We start from the raw sequence: 22,398 nt of genomic DNA, 5'->3' as shown, positions 1-22,398 counted from the left end.
AGGAGAGGATGCCCTATTCCGCGGCGAGCCGGGTCGCGCGCCACTGCGCCAGCAGCGCGCGCAGCGCCGCAGGCTTCAACGGCTTGTTGAGCAGGTGGACGTCGAGCGCGTTCGCGGCTTCGCGGACATGCGGCGTCCGGTCGGCGGTGAGCAGGATCGCGGGCATCGGCGTCCGTGCCCGTGCACGCAGGGCGCTGATCGCGGTGAGCCCGTTGCCGTGGTCGAGATGATAGTCGGCGATCAGCACATCGGCCTCGCCCTTGCCGCCGACATGCGGCAGGGCTTCCTCCAGGCTCGGCGCTGTCCGGACCTGACAGCCCCAGCCTTCGAGCAGCCGCTTCATGCCGTCGAGAATGGCGGGCTCGTTGTCGATCACCAGCAGCCGCATTCCGGCGAGCTGCCCGGCCGGCGCCTGCCGCGGTGCGGTCCCCGTCGCCATCGCCGGCAGTGGCGCGGCGCGCGGTACCAGCACCGAGAATCGGGTGCCGCGTCCGGGCGCCGAATCGAGCGTCAGCCCATGATCGAGGGCGCGCGCGATGCGCTGCACGATCGAAAGCCCCAGGCCGAGACCTCGCGCCACCTTGGCGCCCTGGTCGAGTCGCTGAAACTCGCGGAACACGGTCTTCTGCTTGCTCTGCGGGATGCCGAGCCCGGTGTCGATCACCTCGACCGCGACCTGATTGCCCCGGCGGCGGCAGCCGATCATCACCTTGCCGCCCGGCGTGTATTTGATCGCGTTCGAGATCAGGTTCTGCAGCAGCCGGCGCAGCAGGCGCCGGTCCGAGCGCAGCGTCAGGCTGGTCGGCATGAAGACGAGCTTGAGACCTTTTTCATGGGCGCTCGGCTCGAACTCGCGCTGGAGCTGGCGCATCAGCTCGTCGAGCCGGAAGGAGGAGAGCTCGGGCTTGAGCGCGCCGCCGTCGAGCCGCGAGATTTCGAGCAGCGCCGTCAGGATCTCCTCGACCGCGTCGAGTGAGGCGTCGATATTCTCGGCGAGATCGGGCTCCCCGGCGGAGCGGTCGCGCTCGACCAGCGAGGTCGCATAGAGCCGCGCCGCGTTGAGTGGCTGCAGGATGTCGTGGCTGGCGGCGGCGAGGAAGCGTGTCTTCGAGGCGTTGGCGGCTTCGGCCTCCGCTTTGGCGCGCTGCAGCTCGGCATTGACGTGCAGCAGCTCCTCGGTGCGCTCGGCGACGCGCTTCTCGAGGCTCTCATTGGCGCGTTCGAGCTCTTCTTCGCCGGCGACAGTCTCGGTGATGTCGGTATAGGTCGTGACGAAGCCGCCATCCGGCAGCGCATTGGTACGGACCTCGATCACCTTCTTGGAAGGATAGAGCTTGAGGCGCACCGGCTCGCGGTCCTTGACGAAGCTCTCCAGCCGCGCCGCCATCAGCTCATCCTGCGCGCCGTCGCCATAGGCGCCGCGGGCGGCGTTGAAGCGCACGATCTCGTCAAGCCCGGTGCCGAAGCGCACCAATGAGGGCGGCAGGTCATACAGTGCCACAAAGGCCTGGTTCCAGGCGACGATGCGCAGGTCCCGGTCGAGCACTGTGATGCCCTGTCCGGCATGGTCGAGGCCGTGCTGAAGGATGTCGCGGTTGTACTGGAGCGCGGCGGAGGCGTCGTCGAGCAGCTTGAAGGCCGCCTCGGTCGAGAGGTTGCGCCGCTTCAGCAGCAGCGAGAGCACGAGCCGCGACGAGGCCGCGCCGATCGCCGAGGAGAGCAGATGCTCGCCGAAGCGCAGCAGATGGATATCGGCGTGGCGGTTCGGATCCGACGCTTCGCCGCGGCTGGAGTTGAAACCGTCAAAGGCTCGCTCGGTGCGTTCATGGCCGAGATAGCGCGCGATGGTTGCCTGCAGCTCGCCTTCGGTGACGCTGGTCCGCCAGAGCGAGAAGGACTGGGCCATGGTCGTGGGCTGCGATTCGACGAAGGCGTTGGCCTGCAGCCGCTCCATCGCGTTGGCGGGCCTGAGCAAGGAGAAGCCGACATAGGCGAGGATGTTGAGGCCGAGGCTCCAGAACACGCCATGCGGCAGCGCCGGCCAGTCGAGCCCGAACAGGGCTTCCGGCCTGAGGATCTGCGCGCCGAAGGGACCATCGACGACGACATCGCTCCACCAGCCGCCGGGCAGGGCGAGGCTCGGCATCAGCAGGGTGTAGGCCCAGACCAGTGTGCCGATGGTCAGCCCGGCCGCTGCGCCGAGCGCCGTTCCGCGCCGCCAGAACAGCCCGCCGAAGAAGGCCGGGGCGATCTGCGCCGTCGCGGCGAAGGAGAGCAGGCCGATCGATACCAGCGCCGCCTCGCCCGAGGCGCGGTAATAGAGATAGCCGAGCAGGATCACGAGGAAGATGCCGAGGCGGCGGATGATGACGACCTGCGAACCGAGATCGCCGCCTGTGCTGCCATTGCCGTCGCTGAACAGCCGGCGGGAGCGGGTTGGATCGCTCAGCGCACGACGCACGCGCAACAGAACCGGCATCACGAGGTGGTTGGAGATCATGATCGCGAGCGCGACGGAGGCGACGATCACCATCGCCGTCGCCGCGGAGAGGCCGCCGATGAAGACGAAGAGCGCGATCACCCCGGCCTCGCGCTGCAGCGGCAGCAGGAGGACGGTCATGTCGCGATCGACCCCGCTGCCGGGCATCATGATCTCGCCGGCCGCCGCCAGCGGCAGCACGAACAGGTTGATCAGCACGAGGTAGAGCGGGAACATCCAGGCTGCCCGCTGCACGTCGCGGACGTCGCGGTTTTCGACGATCGTCATGTGAAACTGGCGCGCCAGTAGGAGAGCCGCGCAGCTCGACAGCAGGGTCAGCGTCAGGAAGTTCGGCCAGCTCGACGTCCGCTCCCAGATCGGCAGCATTCCCTCCGGTGGCTTCGCGGCCTGGGAGAACAGGTCGCCCGGCCCGCCGAACAGGCCGTAGACGATGAAGAAGCCGAGCACGAGGAATGCCACGAGCTTGATCAGCGATTCGACCGCGATCGCGAGCACGAGCCCGTCCTGGTGTTCGGTGGCGTCGATGTGGCGCGTGCCGAAGGCGCAGGCAAAACCGGCGAGCACGATCGCGACGACGAAGGGCAGGTCGCTCAGCAGTGGGATGCCCGGCATCAGCGCATGCCCGCCGGTCGCAGTGAGGAAGACCGAGAGCGAATTGGCGACGGCTTTCAGCTGCAAGGCGATGTAGGGCAGCGCGCCGATGACGGCGACGATGCAGACCAGCGCCGCGACGCGCTCGCTCTTGCCGTAGCGCGCACCGACGAAGTCGGCGATCGAGGTGATGTTCTGCGACTTGGCGATGCTGACGATGCGCGCGACGAAGCGATGGCCGAGGCCGATGACGAGGATCGGCCCGACATAGATGCCGAGGAAGTCGAAGCCGGCGCGATTGGCGAAGCCGACCGAGCCGTAGAAGGTCCAGGAGGTGCAGTAGACGCCGAGCGCGAGCGCATAGATCGTGGTGCGCGCCCGGCCGGTCATCAGCTTGCGGCCCGAGGTGTCGGCGATATGCGCAACCGCGAACAGCCCGCACAGATAGGCCAGCGCGACCAGAATGACGGACCACGCGGGAATCATGCTGCGATCCCTAGAGCATTTTCGAGCGAAGTGGACACCGGTTCGCGTGAAGAAAATGCGATCAAACAAAGACCTCGAGCATGTCCGCGATTCGAAGAAGCGCGGACATGCTCTAGCGCGCCGATGCGCGAGCGAGGCCGGAGTTCGGGCGCCATGAACTACCGTTTCGAAATGAGCTTCCGCTTCGAGTTTTGTGACAGTTTATCGGACGCGTCCCGAGCCCGCCATAGGACAAAGGCGCAAGTCATCCCCAGCTCTTTGCCGCAAAAGCCCTGATGCCCCCGATTTTGCCCGGCATTCGGGCTTTTCCGGCTCCGTCGGGTTGGTCTAGCGTTCGGGACCGGCTGACGGGGAAGTGTCGTCGACTAGAAGGGGGCCAGCATGCTGAAGGAATTCAAGGAATTCGCACTGAAGGGCAATGTCGTCGACCTCGCCATCGGTGTGGTCATCGGCGCGTCCTTCGGCAGGATCGTCGATTCTCTCGTCCAGGACATCATTATGCCGTTCATCGGCGCGCTCGGCGGCGTCGATTTCTCGAACTATTTCTTCGGCCTCAATCGTGCTGTTACGGCGCCCGTTCTGGTGGAGGCCAAGAAACAGGGCGCCGTGCTGGCCTACGGCAACTTCGTCACGGTGGCGATCAACTTCCTGATCATCGCCTTCGTCCTCTTCCTCGTGGTCAAGGGCATCAACCAGCTTAAGCGCAGAGCTGAAGCTGCTCCGCCGCCGCCGGCTGCGCCCCCGGCCGATGTCGCGCTCCTCACCGAGATTCGCGATCTGCTCAAGCAGCAGAAGAACGCCTGACGAGCCGGCTCTGCGGCCGCGATTCATCACGGCCGCCGATCGACCTGATCTCGCGATTTCATGCCAGCCGGCGCCGTGATCGGCTAAAGGAGGGCATCGAATGTCGCGAGGTCGATGCTGATGAATACCGCCACTCTGCCCGGCAGCACCCTGGTCGCGGAGCTCCGCCCGGAAGCCGTCAACGCACCGGAAAGCGGCATCGTCGAGGTCATGAACTATGGCCGGCTGCGGCCGGGCCTGATCCCGCTCTGGGTCGGGGAGGGCGATCTGCCCACCCCGTCCTTCATCAGTGACACGGCGGCGCGCTCGCTCGCGGCCGGCGAGACCTTCTACACCTGGCAGCGCGGCATTCCCGAGTTGCGCGAGGCGCTGGCGCGCTATCACGAGCGCCTCTACGGCCAGAGCTTCTCGCCGGAGCGCTTCTTCGTCACCGGCTCGGGCATGCAGTCGGTCCAGATCGCGGTCCGCATGATCGCCGGTCCCGGCGACGAGCTGATCATCCCGACCCCGGCATGGCCCAATTTCGGCGCGGCGGTCGCGGTCGCCGGTGCGCGCACGGTCTGCGTCCCGATGGACTATGCGCAGGGCCGTTTCACGCTCGATCTCGACAAGCTCGCAGCAGCGATCACGCCGAAGACGCGCGGCATCCTGATCAACTCGCCCTCCAACCCGACCGGCTGGACCGCGACGCGGGCTGAGCAGGAAGCGCTGCTCGCGCTCTCGCGCAAGCACGGCATCTGGATCATCGCCGACGAGATCTATGGCCGTTTCGTCTATGACGGCTCGGAGCGCGCGCCCTCCTTCCACGACATCATGACGGCCGAGGATCGCGTCCTCTTCGTCCAGACCTTCTCCAAGAACTGGGCGATGACCGGATGGCGCATCGGCTGGATCGAGGCACCGGAAGCCTTCGGCCAGGTCATCGAGAACCTGATCCAGTACTCGACCTCCGGCTCGCCGGTCTTCGTGCAGCGGGGTGCGGTCGCAGCGCTGGACGAGGGCGGGGGCTTTGTCGCCGAGCAGATCGCGCGTGCCGCGGAAGGCCGACGTATCATTTTCGAGGGTCTGAAGGCGACGAATCGCGTCACGCTTTCGGCGCCTGTCGGAGCGTTCTACCAGTTCTTCTCGATCGATGGCCGTGACGATTCCCGCAAGCTGGCGCTCGAACTGGTCGACAAGGCCAATGTCGGCCTCGCTCCCGGCACGGCCTTCGGTCCCGGTGGTGAGACCGGCCTGCGCCTGTGCTTCGCCCGCAAATCCTCCGATCTGGTCGAGGCGGTCGCCCGGCTGCAGCAGGCTCTGGCGACGATCTGAGCCGCCGCGTCCGCAGCGCAGGGCAGCCTTGCGCGGGGCAGTCCGCTCGCCGATTGACCGGTGCGGCGCCTGCCGCCATGAACGCTCCGGCGCTGCCCCAATCGGTGCGCCCGGAGCGCGATGAAACCCTTCGGCTATCCTACGAACCGGCTGACGATCCTCTGGCGGGAGGTGCTCGTCATCGCCTTGGCAGCTGCCGGCGGGGGCTTGTTCGCTTTGCTCGGCATGCCCGCCGCTTGGCTCTCGGGCTCGATGGTGCTGAGCACGGCCGTGGCGCTGCTGCGCCCGCTTCCGACGCTGCGCCGGCCCTGGTTCGACGCGACGATGGTGCTGTCCGGCACCATTCTCGGCTCTTCCGCCACGCCTGAGGCGCTGGCCGCGGCCGCGCGTTACCCGGCCTCGCTCGCGGTGCTGCTCGTTGGCGTTGCCGCGATCATGCTCGCGACCGGCGCCTATCTGCGCCATATCGCACGCTGGCCCTGGATCGATGCCCTGCTCGCCGCTGCTCCCGGCGCGCTCTCGACCGTGCTGGCCGTGGCCCAGGCCAAGGGCGCCAATATCGGACGCATCTCGGTGGTTCAGCTGTTCCGGCTGCTCGTCCTGGTCGCCTGTCTTCCCAGCCTCATGCAGGCGACCGGCGTTTCTGCCGGAGCGCCCATCCCGGTTGCGGTCTCGGTCAGCCCCGGCACCATGCTGTGGGTGACGATGGCGGGGTTGCTGCTCGGCCTCGGCCTCGACCGGCTCGGGCTCGCGGCACCGCTGATGTTCGGCGCGACCTTCGCCAGCGCGATCCTGCACAGTAGCGGCCTGATCGAAGGCACGTTGCCGCAGCCGATCCAGATCGCCGTGCAGATCCTGCTCGGCTCGACCATGGGCGGGCGCATCGCCCATATCCCGCGCAAGGAGCTCAGGGGGCTGTTCCCGTTGGCGATCGGCGGCTTCGCCGTCTCGATCGGTGTCGCCTTCCTGTTCGCCTGGCCGGCGGCCTGGCTCGCCGGCACATCCTACGCCAGCGGCATGGTCGCTTTCGCGCCGGGCGGGCTGGAAGCAATGGCGATGCTGGCCTTCGCGATGGGGCTCGACACGCTCTATGTCGGCGCTCACCACCTCGTGCGCTTCGTCATCATCGGTCTCGCCATGCCGCTGGTGCTGACGCGCGTGAAGAGCGAGCCGCCGCGCTGAGCGCCGGCCGGGCCTAAAGGCATTAGCGCGATTTTCTATCAGGTTGGATCGCAGAAGCCGTCATTGCGAGCGCAGCGAAGCAATCCAGGGGGATTGCGTGAGGCGTTCAACCCAGTCCTCCTCGATTGCTTCGCTGCGCTCGCAATGACGAGGCGGTGATCACAAGGAAGGCCGATGTCCCGCGACGCTGCGCCGGATTAGGGCCGCATGGCGCCGTTGGTGTGCGTCATCACGGAATAGAGCGAAGTCGTGCCGCAGATGAACAGGCGATTGAGCTTGGGGCCGCCCCAGCAGACATTGGCGACGATCTCCGGGATCGCGACCTTGCCGATCAGCGTGCCGTCCGGATGGTAGATGTGGACGCCATCGGCCGCGCTCGTCCAGATGCGGCCGGCGATGTCCAGACGGAAGCCGTCGAACAGCCCGGCTGTGCAGGTGGCGAACACCTTGGATGCGCCGAGCGTGCAGCCGTCGCTCTCGATCGTGAAGCTGCGGATATGCCGTGGCCCGTTCTCGGGGTCGTGGCTCGCGCCGGTATCGGCGATGTAGAGGATGCTCTCGTCCGGCGAGAAGGCGAGGCCGTTGGGCTTGACGAAATCATCGGCGACGATCGCGATCTCGCCGCTCTCGCCGTCGATCCGGTAGACATGGCAGGCACCGATCTCGCTAGGCGATTTGTCGCCTTCGTAATCGGTGAGGATGCCGTAGTCGGGATCGGTGAACCAGATCGAGCCGTCCGACTTCACCACTACGTCGTTGGGCGAGTTCAGGCGCTTGCCGCCATAGTGGCTCGCCAGCACGGTGATCGAGCCGTCATGTTCGGTGCGCGTGACCTGCCGCCCGCCATGCTCGCAGGTGACGAGCCGGCCCTGTGCATCGACGGTGTTGCCATTGGCGTTGCGCGCCGGCTGGCGGAAGGTGCCGACATGGCCGGAGAGCGCATCGTAACGCAGCATCCGGTTGTTCGGGATATCCGACCAGACCAGCGTGTTGTGCGCCGGGAACCAGGCCGGCTCCTCCGACCAGCGTGCGCCCGTCCACAGCCGCTCGACCCGGGCCGAGCCCGGGATGACGCGGTGGAACCGCGGATCGAGGACCGAAACCCCCGTGCCTTCGAGCACACCGAACATGTCATTCCTCCCTGACGATTTGGCTGGAGCATCCCCGCCGCGAGGTCCGGCGGCAAGCGCCTAGAGTGCAAGCCCCGCATCCCAATAGGGCGTGGCGCCGTAGAGATCGGCCAGATAATCGACGAAGGCGCGCACCTTTTGCTCCATATGCCGGCGGCTCGGATAAACCGCGTAGACAGCGACCCGCGAGCCGACCGCATAGGCCGGCAGCACACGTTGCAGCGCGCCGGATTTCAGTTCCGGCCCGACATCCCAGGTCGAGCGCAGCGCGATGCCGACGCCAGCCAGCAGCGCCTCGCGCACCACCTCGCTCGAATTGGTCCGCAAGGGGCCGTTGACGCGCACCGAGACCGGGCCTTCCGGGCCGTCGAGGCGCCAATGATCCGTGTTGTGGGCGATCAGCGTATGGCGGGCGAGGTCGCCGATCTCGGTTGGCGTGCCATGGGTGGTGAGATAGCCCGGTGTGGCGCAAAGCACGCGGTGGTTCGGGGCGAGCCGCTTGGCGACGAGGCTGGAATCCTGCAGATCGGCGATGCGGATCGCCAGATCGAAGCCTTCGCCGACGACATCGACGAAGGCGTCGCTCAGAACGAGCTCGACCGTCACCAGCGGATGGCCGTCGAGGAAGCGCTTGAGATGCGGCGCGACATGCATCCGCCCGAACGAGGTCGGCGCAGAGACGCGCAACGTGCCCCGCACCTGGCCGGCGCCGCTCGCGACCCAGGCCTCGGCCTCTTCGATCGAGGACAGGATCGAGACGACGCGCTCATAGAAGCCCTGGCCCGCCTCGGTCAGCGCCAGCTGACGGGTGGTGCGCTGGAGCAGGCGCACACCGAGCCGCTCCTCGAGCCGGCGGATACGCTTCGAGATGACGGCGGGCGACAGATTGAGCTGCCGGCCGGCCGCCGACATGCTTTTCGCCGTCACCACATGCGCAAACACATCGAGATCGCCGAATCGATCCATCAACCCACCACCTTTTCCAATCTGGAAATAATGGCTGGCTTTGGCCGCGCTGCAAGAGCCATTGAATTGATCTAATCTGCAGCGCAAACAAGGCGCTGAGAACGGCGCCCCGGTGCCATGAAGATGGGAGGGAGCGATGAGCGCGATAGCTTTTCCGGTGCCGGATGCCGGCATCCTCGCCCGCCGCGAATCGATCATCGCCGGCCTCACCGGCTTGGTCGCGCCGGATGCCCTGATCACCAGCGATGATGAGCGCCGCCCCTACGAGACCGATGCGCTGACCGCCTATCGCCGCATGCCGCTCGCGGTCGTGCTGCCCTCGACCACGCAGGAGGTGGCGGCCGTGCTGCGCTATTGCCTTGAGCAGGGCGTGCCGGTGATCCCGCGTGGCTCCGGCACCTCGTTGTCCGGCGGCGCGATCCCGCAGGAGGACGCGGTGGTGATCGGTGTCGCGAAGATGAACCGCATCCTCGAGATCGACTACGCCAACCGCACGGCCAAGGTGCAGGCCGGCGTCACCAATCTCGCGGTGACGGATGCTGTCTCCGCCGAAGGCTTTTTCTACGCTCCGGATCCGTCCTCGCAGCTCGCCTGCTCGATCGGCGGCAATATCGGCATGAACTCGGGCGGGGCGCATTGCCTGAAATACGGCGTTACCACCAACAATGTGCTCGGCGTCACGATGGTCATGCTCGATGGCAGTATCGTCGAGATCGGCGGCGGCCATCTCGATTCGCCGGGCTACGACCTGCTCGGCCTGATCAACGGCTCGGAGGGCCAGCTCGGCATCATCACCGAGGCGACGGTGCGCATCCTGCGCTCCTCGGAGGGCGCACGCCCCGTGCTGTTCGGCTTTCCGACCAGCGAGCAGGCCGGCGCGGCCGTGGCGGCGATCATCGGCGCCGGCATCATCCCGGTGGCGATGGAGTTCATGGACAAGCCGGCGATCGAGATCTGCGAGGCCTTCGCCAAGGCCGGCTATCCGATGGATTGCGGCGCGCTGCTGATCATCGAGGTCGAGGGCTCGGACGAGGAGATGGATGCCCAGCTCGCCCGCATCGTCGCCATCGCCCGCGAGCATGGTGTCACCACCGTCAAGGAATCGAAATCGGCGATGGAGGCGGCGGCGATCTGGAAGGGCCGCAAATCCGCCTTCGGCGCCACCGGCCGCATCGCCGACTACATCTGCATGGACGGCACGATCCCGACCGGCCAGCTGCCGCACGTCCTGCGCCGGATGGACGAGATCGTGAAGAGCTACGGCCTACGCGTCGCCAATGTCTTCCATGCTGGCGACGGCAATTTGCACCCGCTCATCCTCTACAACTGCAATGATCCGGTCGAGGCGCAAAAGGCGGAGGATGCCGGCATGGACATCCTCAAGCTCTGCGTCGAGGTCGGCGGCTGCCTCACCGGCGAGCACGGCGTCGGCATCGAGAAGCGCGACCTGATGACCTTCCAGTTCAACGAAGCCGATCTCGCCCAGCAGATGCGGGTCAGGGCGGTGTTCGACGAGCGCTGGCTGCTCAACCCGGCGAAGGTGTTTCCGCTGGAAGGACGGATCCCGGCGTGATGGGGGAGGGGCTTCTTGCCGTTTCACGTCTATCTGCTGGCGAGCAGACGAGACGGAACGCTCTATCTCGGCGTTACCCGCGATCTCGCCCGCCGTATCCAGGAGCACAGGAGCAAGATCGTCCCTGGCTTTTCGCGCAAATACGGCGTCGATCGGTTGGTTTGGTACGAGCATGCGACGGCCACGAACGCGATCGATCGGGAGAAGGACATCAAGAAGTGGCGGCGACAATGGAAGATCAACCTGATCGAGGAGAACAATCCCGATTGGACGGATCTGTATCCGCTATTGGCGCAGTGAACCTCCCCCGTCATTCCGGGGCTTCGCGCAGCGAAGATCCCGGAGCCCCTGAACACGACGTTGCAAGGAACGGGAAGCGCCCAACGCACGATGATATATGTCGTGTTCATGGGTTCCGGGCTCACGCCTTCGGCGCGCCCCGGAATGACGGGGGAGCTTGCACATGATCATCCACACTCCCACCACCGAGGCGCAGGCCTGCGCCGTCGTGAAGTCGGTCATCGACAGCGCCACGCCGCTCACCCTGCGCGGCGGCGGCACGCGCGCTGGCCTTGGCCGCCCTGCTCAGGCCGCGAGCACCCTGTCCAGCGCGGGCCTCACCGGCATCACCCTCTACGAGCCAGCGGAGATGGTTATCGCCGCGCGCGCCGGCACGCCGCTTGCCCTGGTGCAGGAGACGCTCGCCGAACGCGGCCAGATGCTGCCCTTCGAGCCGATGGACCATCGCGCTCTCTACGGCACCGAGGGCGAGCCGACGATCGGCGCTGTCGCTGCCTGCAACATCTCCGGCCCCCGCCGCATCAATGCTGGCGCCGCGCGCGATTCCCTGATCGGCATCCGCATGATCAACGGCCGCGGCGAGATGATCAAATCCGGCGGGCGGGTGATGAAGAACGTCACCGGCCTCGATCTGGTGAAGCTCGTCAGCGGCAGCCATGGCACGCTCGGCTTCCTCACCGAAGTCACCTTCCGGGTGCTGCCGAAGCCGGCGGAGATCGTGACGCTGCAATGGCGGGGGCTGTCGGACGCGCAGGGCGTCGCGCTGCTGTCGAACGCGCTGGGCTCGCCCTTCGAGCCGATGGCCGCGGCGCATCTTCCCGCCGGCCTCGCCGGGGAGGAGGCTGTGACGCTGCTGCGGCTGGAGAACTTTCCGGACTCGATCGCGTACCGTGCCGGCGAGCTCGCCTTGCTGCTCGGCGAATACGGCGTGCCCGATCGGCTGGAAGGCGAGGACATGGCCGCGCTCTGGCGCGATATCCGCGACGCCGCCTTCTTCGCCGGAACGGGCGAGGCGGTCTGGCGGCTCTCGCTCAAGCCGACGGATGGCGCGAAGGTCGCCGCGGCGATCGGGCGGATGCTGCCGGGCGCGCGCTGGTTCTACGACTGGGGCGGCGGGCTGCTATGGCTGGCGGCTCCAGCCGATGGCGATGCCGGTGCCGCCGCCATCCGCACCGCGCTGAAGCCGCTCGGCGGCCACGCCACGCTGGTGCGCGCGCCCGATGCGGTGCGCGCCGCCGTCGCGGTGTTCCAGCCGCTGGCCGAGCCGCTGATGCGGGTGACGGCCGGCATCAAGAAGAGCTTCGACCCGGCCGGCATCTTCGAGCCCGGCCGGATGTATGCGGGGATCTGATGCAGACCAACTTCACCCCCGAACGCCTTGCCTCCGACCCGCGCATGCCGGCCTCGGAGAAGATCCTGCGCACTTGCGTGCATTGCGGCTTCTGCACCGCGACCTGCCCGACCTATCTGCTGCTCGGCGACGAGCTCGATTCCCCGCGCGGCCGCATCTACCTGATCAAGGACATGCTGGAGAACGGCAAGCCGGCCACGCCGGAAGTCGTCACCCATATCGACCGCTGCCTCTCCTGCCTCTCCTGCATGACGACCTGCCCCTCGGGCGTGCACTACATGCACCTCGTCGACCATGCCCGCGCCCATATCGAGGAGACCTATCGCCGCTCCTGGCACGACCGGCTGCTGCGCAAGGTTCTGGCGGCGATCCTGCCCTATCCCGGCCGCTTCCGCGCAGCGATGCTGGCGGCGCTGGTCGGCAAGCCCCTGATGCCCGTGCTGGGTGTGGTTCCCGTCGTCGGGCCGCGGCTGAAGGCGATGCTGGCGCTGGCGCCGGTGCGGTTGCCGACGCGCTCCACCATGGAAGGCCCGCAGAGCTTCCCGCCGCCCGCGGCACGGACGAAGCGCGTCGCGCTGCTCTCCGGCTGCGCCCAGCCGGTGCTCGATCCCGCGATCAACGAGGCGACGATCCGTCTGCTCAACCGCCACGGCGTCGAGGTTGTGTTGCCGAAGGGCGAGGGCTGCTGCGGCGCTCTCGTTCACCATATGGGGCAGGAGCATGACGCGCTCGCCTTCGCCCGCGCGAACATCGACGCCTGGATGGCGGAGGCCGAAGGCGAGGGGCTCGACGCTATCCTGATCACCGCCTCGGGCTGCGGCACGACGATCAAGGATTACGGCTTCATGTTCCGCAACGAGCCGGCCTATGCCGAGAAGGCGGCGAAGGTCTCTGCGCTGGCGAAGGACATCACCGAGTTCCTGGAGACGCTGGAACTCTCGGCCGTGCGCGACGTCGCCATGCCGATCGCCTATCACTCCGCCTGCTCGATGCAGCATGGCCAGCAGCTCAAGGACGGGCCGAAGCGGCTGCTGTCGGGGGCGGGCTTCAAGGTCAAGGAGGTGCCGGAGGGCCACATCTGCTGCGGCTCGGCCGGCGTCTACAACATCCTCCAGCCCGAGATCGCCGACCGCCTGCGCGACCGCAAGATCGGCAATATCGAGCGCACCAAGCCGGTGCTGGTCGCGACCGGCAATATCGGCTGCATGACCCAGCTCGCGAAGGGTTTTGCCGACAAGGGCGCGACGACTCCGGTCGTCCACACCGCCGAGCTGCTGGATTGGGCGACGGGCGGCCCGCTGCCGGAGAAGCTGGCGAAGGCGGGGATCGCGGATCGGCCGTTGCGGGAAGTCAGGCTTGCGGCCGCCGAGTAGCGCGCTCTCCCTTCCCCCTTGTGGGGAAGGGTATGGGGATGGGGGTGGTGCCGCTTGGCGAGGGCGTGCAAGCGGCACCACCCCCACCTCCAACTCCTCCCCACAAGGGGGAGGAGAGCGTGTCGAGGTTCCCGCGTCTTGGGGCAACGAGATTCTCGGGTCTGCGCTTCGCTTCGCCCGAGAATGACGCCTGGTGACTTGCTCCCTGCGCCCGCGCGGTCTACCGAACGCCGGTGTCGGCCGACAAACCCGACAAAACCAACATCGCCCGACAGTACGAAGCGAATTGCCCATGTCCGCCGACAAATCCGCCCCTGCCAAGCTGAAGGCCCGCCAGCCGCGTGGCTTCGTTGATCGTGGCCCGGCCGATGTCGCCGCCACCGAGCGCATGCTCTCCGTCATCCGCGAGAGCTTTTCGGTCTATGGCTTCGATCCGGTCGAGACGCCCTTCGTCGAGTACACCGACGCGCTTGGGAAGTTCCTGCCGGACCAGGACCGGCCGAACGAGGGCGTCTTCTCCTTCCAGGACGATGACGAGCAGTGGCTCTCGCTGCGCTACGACCTGACGGCGCCGCTCGCCCGCTATGTCGCCGAGAATTTCGACGCGCTGCCAAAGCCCTATCGCAGCTATCGCGCAGGCTACGTCTTCCGCAACGAGAAGCCGGGGCCGGGCCGCTTCCGCCAGTTCATGCAGTTCGACGCCGATATCGTCGGCTCGGGCTCCGTCGCGGCCGATGCCGAGATCTGCATGCTTGCCGCCGACACGATGGAGAAGCTCGGCATCAAGCGCGGCGACTATGTCGTGAAGGTCAATAACCGCAAGGTGCTCGACGGCGTGATGGAAGCCATCGGGCTCGGCGGCGAAGAGAATGCGGGGCGACGGCTGACGGTGCTGCGCGCGATCGACAAGCTCGACAAGTTCGGGCCGGAAGGCGTGCGGCTCCTGCTCGGTGAGGGGCGCAAGGACGAGAGCGGGGATTTTACGAAGGGCGCGGGTCTGAACGAGGAGCAGGCTAACCGCATTCTTCTCCTCACAGGCCAAGTCGCTTTCCGCGAAAGTAATCCCGATCTGATCGAGGCTTCTCGTCGTCGAGCGGAACCCGCCCCGGCTGGAGATTCGCGGGGCGAAGAGACATGGCCGTCCGATGACATGACTCTTTCATTTGCTCGTGACGCGGTTGTTGGCTCGCAGCGTGGTTTAGAAGGGGTCGAAGAGCTTCGTCAGATCGCGGAACTGCTCCGTGCCGCAGACTATGGTCCGGGCCGCATCCGCGTCGACCCCTCCGTCGTCCGAGGCCTCGAATACTACACCGGCCCGGTTTACGAGGTGGAGCTGACCTTCCCGGTCACCAATGATGACGGGCAGGTGGTGCGCTTCGGCTCGGTCGCGGGCGGCGGGCGCTATGACGGCCTCGTCGGCCGCTTCCGGCCCGAGCCCGTGCCGGCGACCGGCTTCTCCATCGGCGTCTCGCGGCTCTATTCGGCGCTGAAGGCGGTGAAGTCGCCGATCGTCGACAGCAAGAACGAGCTGCCGCTCGTCGTCGTCACCGCAATGGACAACAAGTCGCCGGAATTCATGCCTGGGTATCAGGCGATGGTCTCGGCGCTGCGTCAGGCGACGGACGCCGAGGGCAAGCCGCTGCTGCGCGCCGACCTCTATCTCGGCGCTTCCGGCTTCAACGCCCAGATGAAATACGCCGACCGGCGCGGCGCTGTCTGCGCGGTAATCCAGGGCTCTTCGGAGCGCGAGGCCGGGACGGTCGTCATCAAGGACCTGATCCTCGGCGCCGAGCTCGCGGCCGCCAGCCGCGACGTCAAGGACTCCGCCGAGCACAAGGCCAAGCAGGCCGAAGCGCAGTTCGCCGTGCCGGTGGCGGAGCTGGTCGAGGGCGTGAAGCGGGTCCTCGCGCGACATTCGTGAAGGGCGATGTCGTCATGCTCGCCCTTGTGGCGAGCATCCACGTCTTGAACACGGCCTTCGACCAGTGAAGACGTGGATGGTCGGGACAAGCCCGACCATGACGACGGCTCCCTTCGATTCCCGTTCACCCATTTCCCTCAAATCCCTCGAAAATTCGTCGCACCGCTGCTAGGACGGCGCTCGCAACAGGATAGGAAGCCGTGCCCACAAGCCGCGCCAGCATCGAGACCGTGATCGCGCTCTTCGCAGGCGAGGGCTATGTCCATGCCGAGCCCGCGATCCTGCAGCCCGCCGACGTCTTCCTCGATCTCTCGGGTGAGGATATCCGCCGCCGCATCTTCATGACGCAGGATGCCGACGGCCGCGACTGGTGCCTGCGCCCCGAATACACCATCCCCGTCGCGCTCGATCACATCGCCTCGGGCTCGACCGAACCGGCGGCCTACGCCTATGCCGGCCCGGTCTTCCGCATGCGCGCTGGTGAGCCCGGCGAGTTCCTGCAGGCGGGCATCGAATCCTTCGGCCGTGCCGATTTCACCGCCGCCGATGCCGAGATCATGGCTGTTACCATCGAGGCGACCGCTGCATTGGGCTTGAAGGCGCGGCGCATCGTGATGGGCGATGTCGCGTTGCTCGGTGCGCTGCTCGACGGGCTCTCGGTGCCGCGGGCCGCGCGCCGTCGCCTCGTGCGCGCCATCGTGCAGGGCAAGGGCGCTGAGGCCGTCGAGGCGCTCGATCCGCCGGCCGCCGACGGCGATGCCGCCCATGCCGGCCTGCTCAAGGCTCTGGAAGGGCAGGACCCCAAGGCTGCCCGCGCCTTCGTCGAGGATGTACTGTCGATCGCGGGCATCTCGACGGTGGGCGGGCGTACCGCTGGCGATATCGCGGAGCGCTTCCTGGCGCACGCCGCCGAGCGCGAGAATCCGGTCAACAGCGACGTCAAGGCGCTGCTTGCGCAGGTGCTCGCCGTCTCCGGCGATCCCGATACCGCTTCTGCCGCGCTCAGGGCGCTGGCCGACCAGGCCTCGCTCGATTTGGGCCGCCAGCTCGATGCCTTCGACGAGCGCACCGGCTTCCTCGCGGCGCGCGGTGTCGATGTCGGCGCGATCCGCTTCTCGGCTGGTTTTGCCCGCAATCTCGACTACTACACCGGCTTCATCTTCGAGCTGCACGATACCACCCGCGGCGACGGCAAGCCCGTGGCTGGCGGCGGACGCTACGACAACCTTCTCGGCCGTCTCGGCGCGGGCCGGCCGATCCCGGCCGTCGGCGCCTCGCTCTGGCTCGACCGGCTGACGGGAGACGCGGCATGAGCCAGCCGTCCAGCAACGATGCCCCGCTCGTCCTCGCCGTGCCCTCGAAGGGGCGGCTGCAGGAGAACGCGACCGCCTTCTTCGGCCGCGCCGGGCTGAAATTCGTCAAGGCCAGCGGCGAGCGCGGCTATCGCGGCACGATCGCCGGGGTGGAGGGCGCGGAGGTCGCCTTCCTCTCGGCTTCGGAGATCGTCGCGCAACTCGCCTCGGGCGCCGCTCATCTCGGCGTCACCGGCGAGGACCTCGTCCGCGAGCAACTCTCGGATGCCGATGCCGCCGTCGAGATGCTCACCCCCCTCGGCTTCGGCCACGCCAATGTCGTCGTCGCCGTGCCGCAAGCCTGGATCGACGTGCGCAGCATGGCCGATCTCGACGACGTCGCCTCGACCATGCGCGCGCGCCACGGCCGCAAGCTGCGCGTCGCCACGAAATATGTGCACCTGACCCGCCGCTTCTTCGCCGAGCACGGCCTTGCCGATTATCGCATCGTCGAGAGCCTCGGCGCGACCGAAGGCGCGCCTGCCGCCGGAACGGCCGAGATCGTGGTCGACATCACCACGACGGGCGCGACGCTCGCGGCCAATGCGCTGAAGGTGCTGGACGACGGCGTGATGCTGGCCTCGGAAGCCAATCTCGTCGCTTCCATGCGCGCGCCCTGGGGCGACCGCGCCAGGGCTGCCGCAAAGACCATCCTCTCGCGCATCGCGGCGGAGGAGGAGGGGCGCACGATCCGCGAGGTCCGTGCGCGCCTCGATCTGTCGCCGGAGGTCCTGGCGGCTCTCGGGGGGCGTTTCGGCACGCGCCTGCCGTTCGGCGCGCCGGCTGCCGGCACGCCGCTGACGCTGCATTGCCCGGACAAGGCCGTCTTCGCGCTGGTCGAACATCTCGACGGACTCGGCGCCGACGATGTGACCGTTTCCGCTCCGGCTTACGTCTTCCGCCGCTCGAACCGCCTGCTGGAACGACTCAACGCGCGCATCTGAAGCGGTTTTCCGCAACGGAATGACAGTGCCTGCCCCGCTTCAGCCTTGATCCTGAGCCAATTGGCCTCTAGGCGTGTTAACCGGTTTGGCGGCCCGCGCGGCCGTGCGAGTGAATGCAGGTAAGACGATCATGATCCGACGCCTTGGCCTTGCGGCCGTTCTTGCTGGCCTGGCCGCGCCGATGCTGATGCCGGGCGAGGCCATGGCTCAGCGCCGCCAGCAGATGCCCTCCCGCACCGAGCTCGGCGGGCAGACCGAGATTCCGCAGGCCCAGCAGGAGAAGACCTTTCCGGTCGGCGCGAGCTGGAGCGTCGTCCAGCTGAACGGCAAGCCCGTCTACGACCGCCGGGCGACGCTGATCATCGACAAGAATCTGCGCGGCACCGGCTTCGGCGGCTGCAACACCTTTTCGGCCTCGGCCTACCCGCTGCGCCAGCAGGGACTCGCCGTGGGGCCGATCGCCCTGACCAAGCGCAGCTGCGACAAGGGCCTGCTCGATTTCGAGCGCGCCTTCCTCACTGCCCTGCGCGCTGCGCGCAACTGGGACATCGTCAATGGCCGCCTCGTCCTCAAGGGCGCGGCCGGCGAGCTGACCCTCAGCCGCTCGCTCTGAGCACCTCCTTCTCCCCTCGGGGGAGAAGGTGTCTGCGGAGCAGACGGATGAGGGAAGGGTCGCGCAAGCGGCCCTTTTTTCGTTTCAGCAACGTAGCGCTGCCCTCATCCGTCAGCGCTTCGCGCTGCCACCTTCTCCCCCAAGGGGAGAAGGGGAGAGGCCTCAGGCAGCCGGCGCTTTTTCCGTCGGCGTCGGGGTAAAGGTGCCGTCCGCGTTCGGCTCCATGGTGACGACGGCGTCGTGCATGCTGCGCAGCGTCGCGCGGTGGCCGATCGAGACGATACGGGCCTCAGGCAGCTCGCGGTCGATCGCCGCGTAGATCTCGCCTTCCAGTTTCTCGTCGAGCGAGGCGGTGGCCTCGTCGAGGAAGAGCCAGTCCGGCTTGCTCAGCAGTGCACGGGCAACGGCCAGCCGTTGCTGCTCGCCGCCGGACAGCCGCTGCCCCCAGAGATCGACTTCGTCGAGCTTGTCGGCGAGATGGCCGAGCTTGACCTTCTCCATCGCGGCGCGGATCGCAGCGTCGTCATAGGCGCCTTCCTTGGCCGGATAGGCCAGCGCGGCCCGGAGCGATCCCTGCGGCAGATAGGGGCGCTGCGGCAGCAGCATGATCTGCGCTTCGGGCGGAATCCCGACCTTGCCGTCGCCGAAGGGCCAGATGCCGGCGATGGCGCGGAACAGCGTCGACTTGCCGGAGCCGGACGGACCGATCAGCAGGGTGGAACGCACCTTGCCGAAATCGAGCGCGCCGAGCTTCACGATCGGCTTGCCGTTCGGCAGCAGCAGTGTGGCATTGCGGATGTGCAGGCCCTGGTCGCGCGAGGTCTCGCGGCCGAGCGCCTCCTCGCTGATCGGCCCGTGCTGCGCGTCGGCGATCGCGGTCTCGAACGAGGTCAGACGGTTGATCGAGGCGAGGTAGGAGGCGATCGAGGAGTAGCTGTTGATGATGAAGGAGAGCGCAGTCTGCACCCGGTCGAAGGCGCCGGCCACCTGCATCATGATGCCGAGCGTGATCGTGCCCGCAAAATAGTACGGTGCCAGGATGATGTAGGGCAGCACCACGCTGAGTTGGTTGTAGGACAGGGTGAAGCTGGTCAGCTTCAGTCGGCGCCAGACCAGCCGGTAGAAGTTCTCGACGATGTCGTAGAAGCGCTGGGCGAGATGGGCGCGCTCCGTCGGTTCGCCGACCATCAGCGCGATCTGCTCGGAATATTCGCGCAGACGGGCCAGCGAGAAGCGGAAATTCGCCTCGCGCTTCTCCTGCTCGAACTCGAGCCGGATCAGCGGGCGTCCGATCAGATGCGTCAGCCATGTCGCCGCCGCCGCGTAGAAGAACGCGACCCAGAAGATGTAGCCGGGAACGGCGATGGAGGTGCCCGGCAGGTTGAAGGCGACCGGGATGTTCCAGAGGATGATCGAGAACGAGACCAGCGTCGAAACCTGCGAGAGCAGGGGCAGCGCGAAGTTGTAGGTCTGGTTGACGAAGGCGCGGGTGTCTTCGGCGATACGCTGGTCGGGGTTGTCGACGCTGCCGGCAAGCGCGATCCGGTAATGCGTGGCGTGGTCGAGCCAGCGCCGCGTGTACTCGTTCGCCATGAACTGTCGCCAGCGGATCAGGATGGTGTAGTTGGCGAAGAGCTCGATCAGGCCAGAAATCACCCAGAGAGCAGCCCACAGGCAGAACACCCAGAACAGCTGATACCAGAAGGCGGCCGCATCCTTGTTCTGCAGCGCGTCGTACATGTCGCGATTGAAGAAGGAGAGGCGCAGCGTGATGCCGACCTGGGCCTGGTTGATCACGATCAGGAAGACGAACAGCGAGACCGCCAGCGTGCCGAGCCGGATCCGGAACGGGCCGATCGGCCAGAGATTGGCCGTGGTGACCTCCTGCGACTCGAAATAGGGCGAGGCGATGCGGGCGATACGCGCGATCACCGGCACGAAGGAGATCGCGTAGATCAGGATGCCGAAGACGCCGACGGTGGTCGGCAGGCTGGTCGGTACGGGCGGGATCTGCAGTGCCGGCGGCCACCAGCCGATCTCCGCCAGCACGGCCGCCGCGCCGAACAGCAGATATTCGATGGCGAAGACGCCGGAAAAGATGCGCAGGAAGAACGCCAGGCTCGGCGAGCGGAAGGTTACCGCCGCCAGCAGCAGGCCGACGACGCCCATACCGATCAGCCCGGCCGATCCGGCCTGTTGGCCGACGACCAGCGTGACAGCCGCCAACGCGGCGACGAGGATGCTCAACGGACGCATGGGCAGGGATCCTGGGCGGGAAACGGTAAACTCCACGATTCGGACCATGTCGCAGCAGATGGGGCCTTTCAATGGCGATGCGCCCGAATGAGCAAATTGTCATCTGGCGGATAGGCGGCGGCGAGGGGGGAGGCGGCCATGGGATTCTGCCGGTTCCGTGGAAACGCGCCGTCATCCCGGGCTACCGGCGGGAGACCCGGGATCCATCGTAGGACTCTGCGCTCTACGATGGATCCCGGATCGGCGCCGCTGAAGCGGCTTGTCCGGGATGACACGCGCTCCCGCAAAATGCGGCGCGGCAGACCTGGAACGAACCGCCCCGGACGAGCGGGGCTCGTCCGGGGCGGGAAGCTGGCAGGGGCTGACTGGTCGACAGCTCTGCGCGTCACTCGGCAGCGACGATCTTGCCGGCGTCCCACTTGTACATGGAGAAGCTCGGCGAGCTCAGGTCGCCGGTCTTGCCATAGGTCAGCGTGCCGATCGCGGTCTTGACCGGCATGCCGGACTGCAGCGCCTTGGCAGCGCCATTGGCATCGCTCGCCTTGCCGGCCTTCTCGATGGCGGCCTTCAGCACCTCGACCGCGGCAAAGGCGTTGAGCGTGAAGGCTTCCGGCGGAATGCCCTTCTCCTTCAGCGCCGCGACGGCCTGGGCCGAATCCGGGTTCTTCAGCGCGTCGGTGGCGTTGGTGAAGAGGGTGCCGGTGGCATGATCGCCGCCGATCGCGGCGAATTCGGTGTTCGAGAGACCCTCGCCACCGATGATGACCGCCTTGACGCCCGCATCGGCGAGCTGGCGGGAGAGCAGCCCACCCTCAGGATGGTAGCCGCCGAAATAGATCAGGTCGACATTGGCGGCCTTGAGGCGCGTCACGACGGCCGAGAGATCCTTGTCGCCGGGGTTGACCGTCAGCGCGACGACCTCCTTGAGCCCGCCGGCATTGATGCCCTTCTGGAAGGCATCGGCGAGGCCCTTGCCGTAGGTGCCCTTGTCGTGGACGATCGCGATCTTCCTGTCCTTCATGTTCTTCAGGACGTAAGCCGCGGCGATCTCCGCCTGCTGGTCGTCGCGGCCGCAGGTGCGGAAGACGTTGGCCAGGCCGCGAGTCGTCAGCGCCGGCGAGGTCGCGGTCGGCGTCACCATCAGCACGCCGCTCTCGGCGAGCACGTCGGAAACCGCCATGGCGACGCCCGAGGTTACTGGTCCGACCACGAACTTGACCTTCTCGCCGACCAGCAGGTTGGCCGACGAGACCCCCTGCTTCGGATCGCCGGCATCGTCGGCGAGCTTCAGCACGAGCTTCTCGCCGAGCACGCCGCCATTCTTGTTGATGACGTCGACGGCGGTCTGGGCGCCGTTCTTGACCTGGTCGCCATAGGCGGCGACCGGGCCGGTCAGCGGCGCGACGAGTCCGATGGTGATGTCGGCCTGAGCGCTTTGCGCCGAGACGAACAGCGTTGCGGCGAATGCGACACCGCTGAGGAATGTGGAGGTTTTCATGGGCCTCTCCCGATCAGTTTGGCGTTTCCGCGCGAGCCCGTTGTGGAGTCGCTTGCCGCTTTTATAGGCGAGGAGAGGTGACGATGACATCTCATCGCTTCGCGAGCGGGCCGCTTGGGATGCATGGCGGGGGGAGGGGCAGTTCGCGCCTTCGCTTACACGATATGGAATGAGCGGGATCCGAGACGGAGCATTGAGAGGCTCGGACAGCGCGGGGAACCCTCTCCCGGAGGGAGAGGGTAGG

General features: G+C 67.0%; 16 protein-coding genes. 11 read left to right on the top strand and 5 right to left on the bottom strand.

The features are described 5' to 3' along the window. Positions 1 to 13: 13 nt before the first annotated feature. A complete protein-coding gene (locus FQV39_RS11575) occupies positions 14 to 3,577 on the bottom strand; it encodes a hybrid sensor histidine kinase/response regulator (RefSeq protein WP_149130425.1) in 3,564 nt (1,187 codons plus the stop codon). A 381-nt stretch (positions 3,578 to 3,958) separates the two neighbouring features. Between FQV39_RS11575 and mscL the strand changes: the two genes are divergently transcribed. The 3 genes from mscL to FQV39_RS11560 all read left to right on the top strand — a co-directional run bounded on the left by mscL (position 3,959) and on the right by FQV39_RS11560 (position 6,877). After that, a complete protein-coding gene (mscL, locus tag FQV39_RS11570) occupies positions 3,959 to 4,381 on the top strand; it encodes a large conductance mechanosensitive channel protein MscL (RefSeq protein WP_149130424.1) in 423 nt (140 codons plus the stop codon). Between the two features lie 120 nt (positions 4,382 to 4,501). Next, positions 4,502 to 5,695 (top strand): pyridoxal phosphate-dependent aminotransferase, encoded by a 1,194-nt coding sequence (locus tag FQV39_RS11565; protein WP_187640250.1) that lies wholly within the window; start codon positions 4,502 to 4,504, stop codon positions 5,693 to 5,695. A gap of 120 nt (positions 5,696 to 5,815) precedes the next feature. Continuing rightward, positions 5,816 to 6,877, top strand: coding sequence for an AbrB family transcriptional regulator (locus FQV39_RS11560; protein ID WP_149130422.1), 1,062 nt, complete (start codon positions 5,816 to 5,818; stop codon positions 6,875 to 6,877). A 197-nt stretch (positions 6,878 to 7,074) separates the two neighbouring features. On the opposite strand, the gene FQV39_RS11555 is transcribed toward FQV39_RS11560, so the two are convergent. Both FQV39_RS11555 and FQV39_RS11550 read right to left on the bottom strand, forming a co-directional pair. Next, positions 7,075 to 8,007, bottom strand: a complete 933-nt coding sequence (locus FQV39_RS11555; protein WP_149130421.1) for an SMP-30/gluconolactonase/LRE family protein — start codon at positions 8,005 to 8,007, stop codon at positions 7,075 to 7,077. 60 nt (positions 8,008 to 8,067) lie between these two features. Then, a complete protein-coding gene (locus tag FQV39_RS11550; protein ID WP_149130420.1) occupies positions 8,068 to 8,973 on the bottom strand; it encodes a LysR family transcriptional regulator in 906 nt (301 codons plus the stop codon). Positions 8,974 to 9,109: 136 nt separating this feature from the next. Here FQV39_RS11550 and FQV39_RS11545 point away from each other — a divergent pair, with 136 nt between their 5' ends. The 8 genes from FQV39_RS11545 to FQV39_RS11510 all read left to right on the top strand — a co-directional run bounded on the left by FQV39_RS11545 (position 9,110) and on the right by FQV39_RS11510 (position 18,400). Next, positions 9,110 to 10,546, top strand: a complete 1,437-nt coding sequence (locus FQV39_RS11545) for an FAD-binding oxidoreductase (RefSeq protein ID WP_149130419.1) — start codon at positions 9,110 to 9,112, stop codon at positions 10,544 to 10,546. Positions 10,547 to 10,561: 15 nt separating this feature from the next. After that, positions 10,562 to 10,846: a GIY-YIG nuclease family protein gene (locus FQV39_RS11540; RefSeq protein ID WP_149130418.1), complete on the top strand. Its 285-nt coding sequence runs from the start codon at positions 10,562 to 10,564 to the stop codon at positions 10,844 to 10,846. Between the two features lie 163 nt (positions 10,847 to 11,009). Next, positions 11,010 to 12,197 (top strand): glycolate oxidase subunit GlcE, encoded by a 1,188-nt coding sequence (glcE, locus tag FQV39_RS11535; protein WP_149130417.1) that lies wholly within the window; start codon positions 11,010 to 11,012, stop codon positions 12,195 to 12,197. Beyond that, positions 12,197 to 13,570: a glycolate oxidase subunit GlcF gene (gene glcF, locus FQV39_RS11530; RefSeq protein ID WP_149130416.1), complete on the top strand. Its 1,374-nt coding sequence runs from the start codon at positions 12,197 to 12,199 to the stop codon at positions 13,568 to 13,570. The genes glcE and glcF overlap by 1 nt, the downstream gene beginning before the upstream one ends. Positions 13,571 to 13,862: 292 nt before the next feature. Beyond that, positions 13,863 to 15,491, top strand: coding sequence for a histidine--tRNA ligase (hisS, locus tag FQV39_RS11525; RefSeq protein ID WP_149130415.1), 1,629 nt, complete (start codon positions 13,863 to 13,865; stop codon positions 15,489 to 15,491). Between the two features lie 200 nt (positions 15,492 to 15,691). After that, positions 15,692 to 16,804 carry an ATP phosphoribosyltransferase regulatory subunit gene (locus FQV39_RS11520; protein WP_149130414.1) on the top strand — a complete coding sequence of 371 codons (1,113 nt, stop codon included), beginning with the start codon at positions 15,692 to 15,694 and terminating at the stop codon, positions 16,802 to 16,804. Beyond that, a complete protein-coding gene (gene hisG, locus FQV39_RS11515; RefSeq protein WP_149130413.1) occupies positions 16,801 to 17,787 on the top strand; it encodes an ATP phosphoribosyltransferase in 987 nt (328 codons plus the stop codon). Before FQV39_RS11520 ends, hisG begins: the two co-directional genes overlap by 4 nt. 130 nt (positions 17,788 to 17,917) lie before the next feature. Continuing rightward, on the top strand, positions 17,918 to 18,400 hold the full coding sequence (locus tag FQV39_RS11510) for an META domain-containing protein (RefSeq protein WP_149130412.1): 483 nt from the start codon (positions 17,918 to 17,920) through the stop codon (positions 18,398 to 18,400). Between the two features lie 162 nt (positions 18,401 to 18,562). On the opposite strand, the gene FQV39_RS11505 is transcribed toward FQV39_RS11510, so the two are convergent. Continuing rightward, positions 18,563 to 20,656 (bottom strand): ABC transporter ATP-binding protein/permease, encoded by a 2,094-nt coding sequence (locus tag FQV39_RS11505; protein ID WP_187640249.1) that lies wholly within the window; start codon positions 20,654 to 20,656, stop codon positions 18,563 to 18,565. 385 nt (positions 20,657 to 21,041) lie between these two features. Further along, positions 21,042 to 22,154: a branched-chain amino acid ABC transporter substrate-binding protein gene (locus tag FQV39_RS11500; protein WP_149130410.1), complete on the bottom strand. Its 1,113-nt coding sequence runs from the start codon at positions 22,152 to 22,154 to the stop codon at positions 21,042 to 21,044. Positions 22,155 to 22,398 lie beyond the last annotated feature (244 nt).

The organism is Bosea sp. F3-2 (assembly GCF_008253865.1).
Taxonomy (GTDB): domain Bacteria; phylum Pseudomonadota; class Alphaproteobacteria; order Rhizobiales; family Beijerinckiaceae; genus Allobosea.
This window is presented reverse-complemented; position numbering and strand designations above follow the sequence as displayed.

Excerpts from the sequence above, each read along its gene's own strand:
- FQV39_RS11575 (WP_149130425.1), bottom strand. The coding sequence starts at position 3,577 with ATGATTCCCGCGTGGTCCGTCATTCTGGTCGCGCTGGCCTATCTGTGC.
- mscL (WP_149130424.1), top strand. The coding sequence starts at position 3,959 with ATGCTGAAGGAATTCAAGGAATTCGCACTGAAGGGCAATGTCGTCGAC.
- FQV39_RS11565 (WP_187640250.1), top strand. The coding sequence starts at position 4,502 with ATGAATACCGCCACTCTGCCCGGCAGCACCCTGGTCGCGGAGCTCCGC.
- FQV39_RS11560 (WP_149130422.1), top strand. The coding sequence starts at position 5,816 with ATGAAACCCTTCGGCTATCCTACGAACCGGCTGACGATCCTCTGGCGG.
- FQV39_RS11555 (WP_149130421.1), bottom strand. The coding sequence starts at position 8,007 with ATGTTCGGTGTGCTCGAAGGCACGGGGGTTTCGGTCCTCGATCCGCGG.
- FQV39_RS11550 (WP_149130420.1), bottom strand. The coding sequence starts at position 8,973 with ATGGATCGATTCGGCGATCTCGATGTGTTTGCGCATGTGGTGACGGCG.
- FQV39_RS11545 (WP_149130419.1), top strand. The coding sequence starts at position 9,110 with ATGAGCGCGATAGCTTTTCCGGTGCCGGATGCCGGCATCCTCGCCCGC.
- glcE (WP_149130417.1), top strand. The coding sequence starts at position 11,010 with ATGATCATCCACACTCCCACCACCGAGGCGCAGGCCTGCGCCGTCGTG.
- glcF (WP_149130416.1), top strand. The coding sequence starts at position 12,197 with ATGCAGACCAACTTCACCCCCGAACGCCTTGCCTCCGACCCGCGCATG.
- hisS (WP_149130415.1), top strand. The coding sequence starts at position 13,863 with ATGTCCGCCGACAAATCCGCCCCTGCCAAGCTGAAGGCCCGCCAGCCG.
- hisG (WP_149130413.1), top strand. The coding sequence starts at position 16,801 with ATGAGCCAGCCGTCCAGCAACGATGCCCCGCTCGTCCTCGCCGTGCCC.
- FQV39_RS11510 (WP_149130412.1), top strand. The coding sequence starts at position 17,918 with ATGATCCGACGCCTTGGCCTTGCGGCCGTTCTTGCTGGCCTGGCCGCG.
- FQV39_RS11505 (WP_187640249.1), bottom strand. The coding sequence starts at position 20,656 with ATGCGTCCGTTGAGCATCCTCGTCGCCGCGTTGGCGGCTGTCACGCTG.
- FQV39_RS11500 (WP_149130410.1), bottom strand. The coding sequence starts at position 22,154 with ATGAAAACCTCCACATTCCTCAGCGGTGTCGCATTCGCCGCAACGCTG.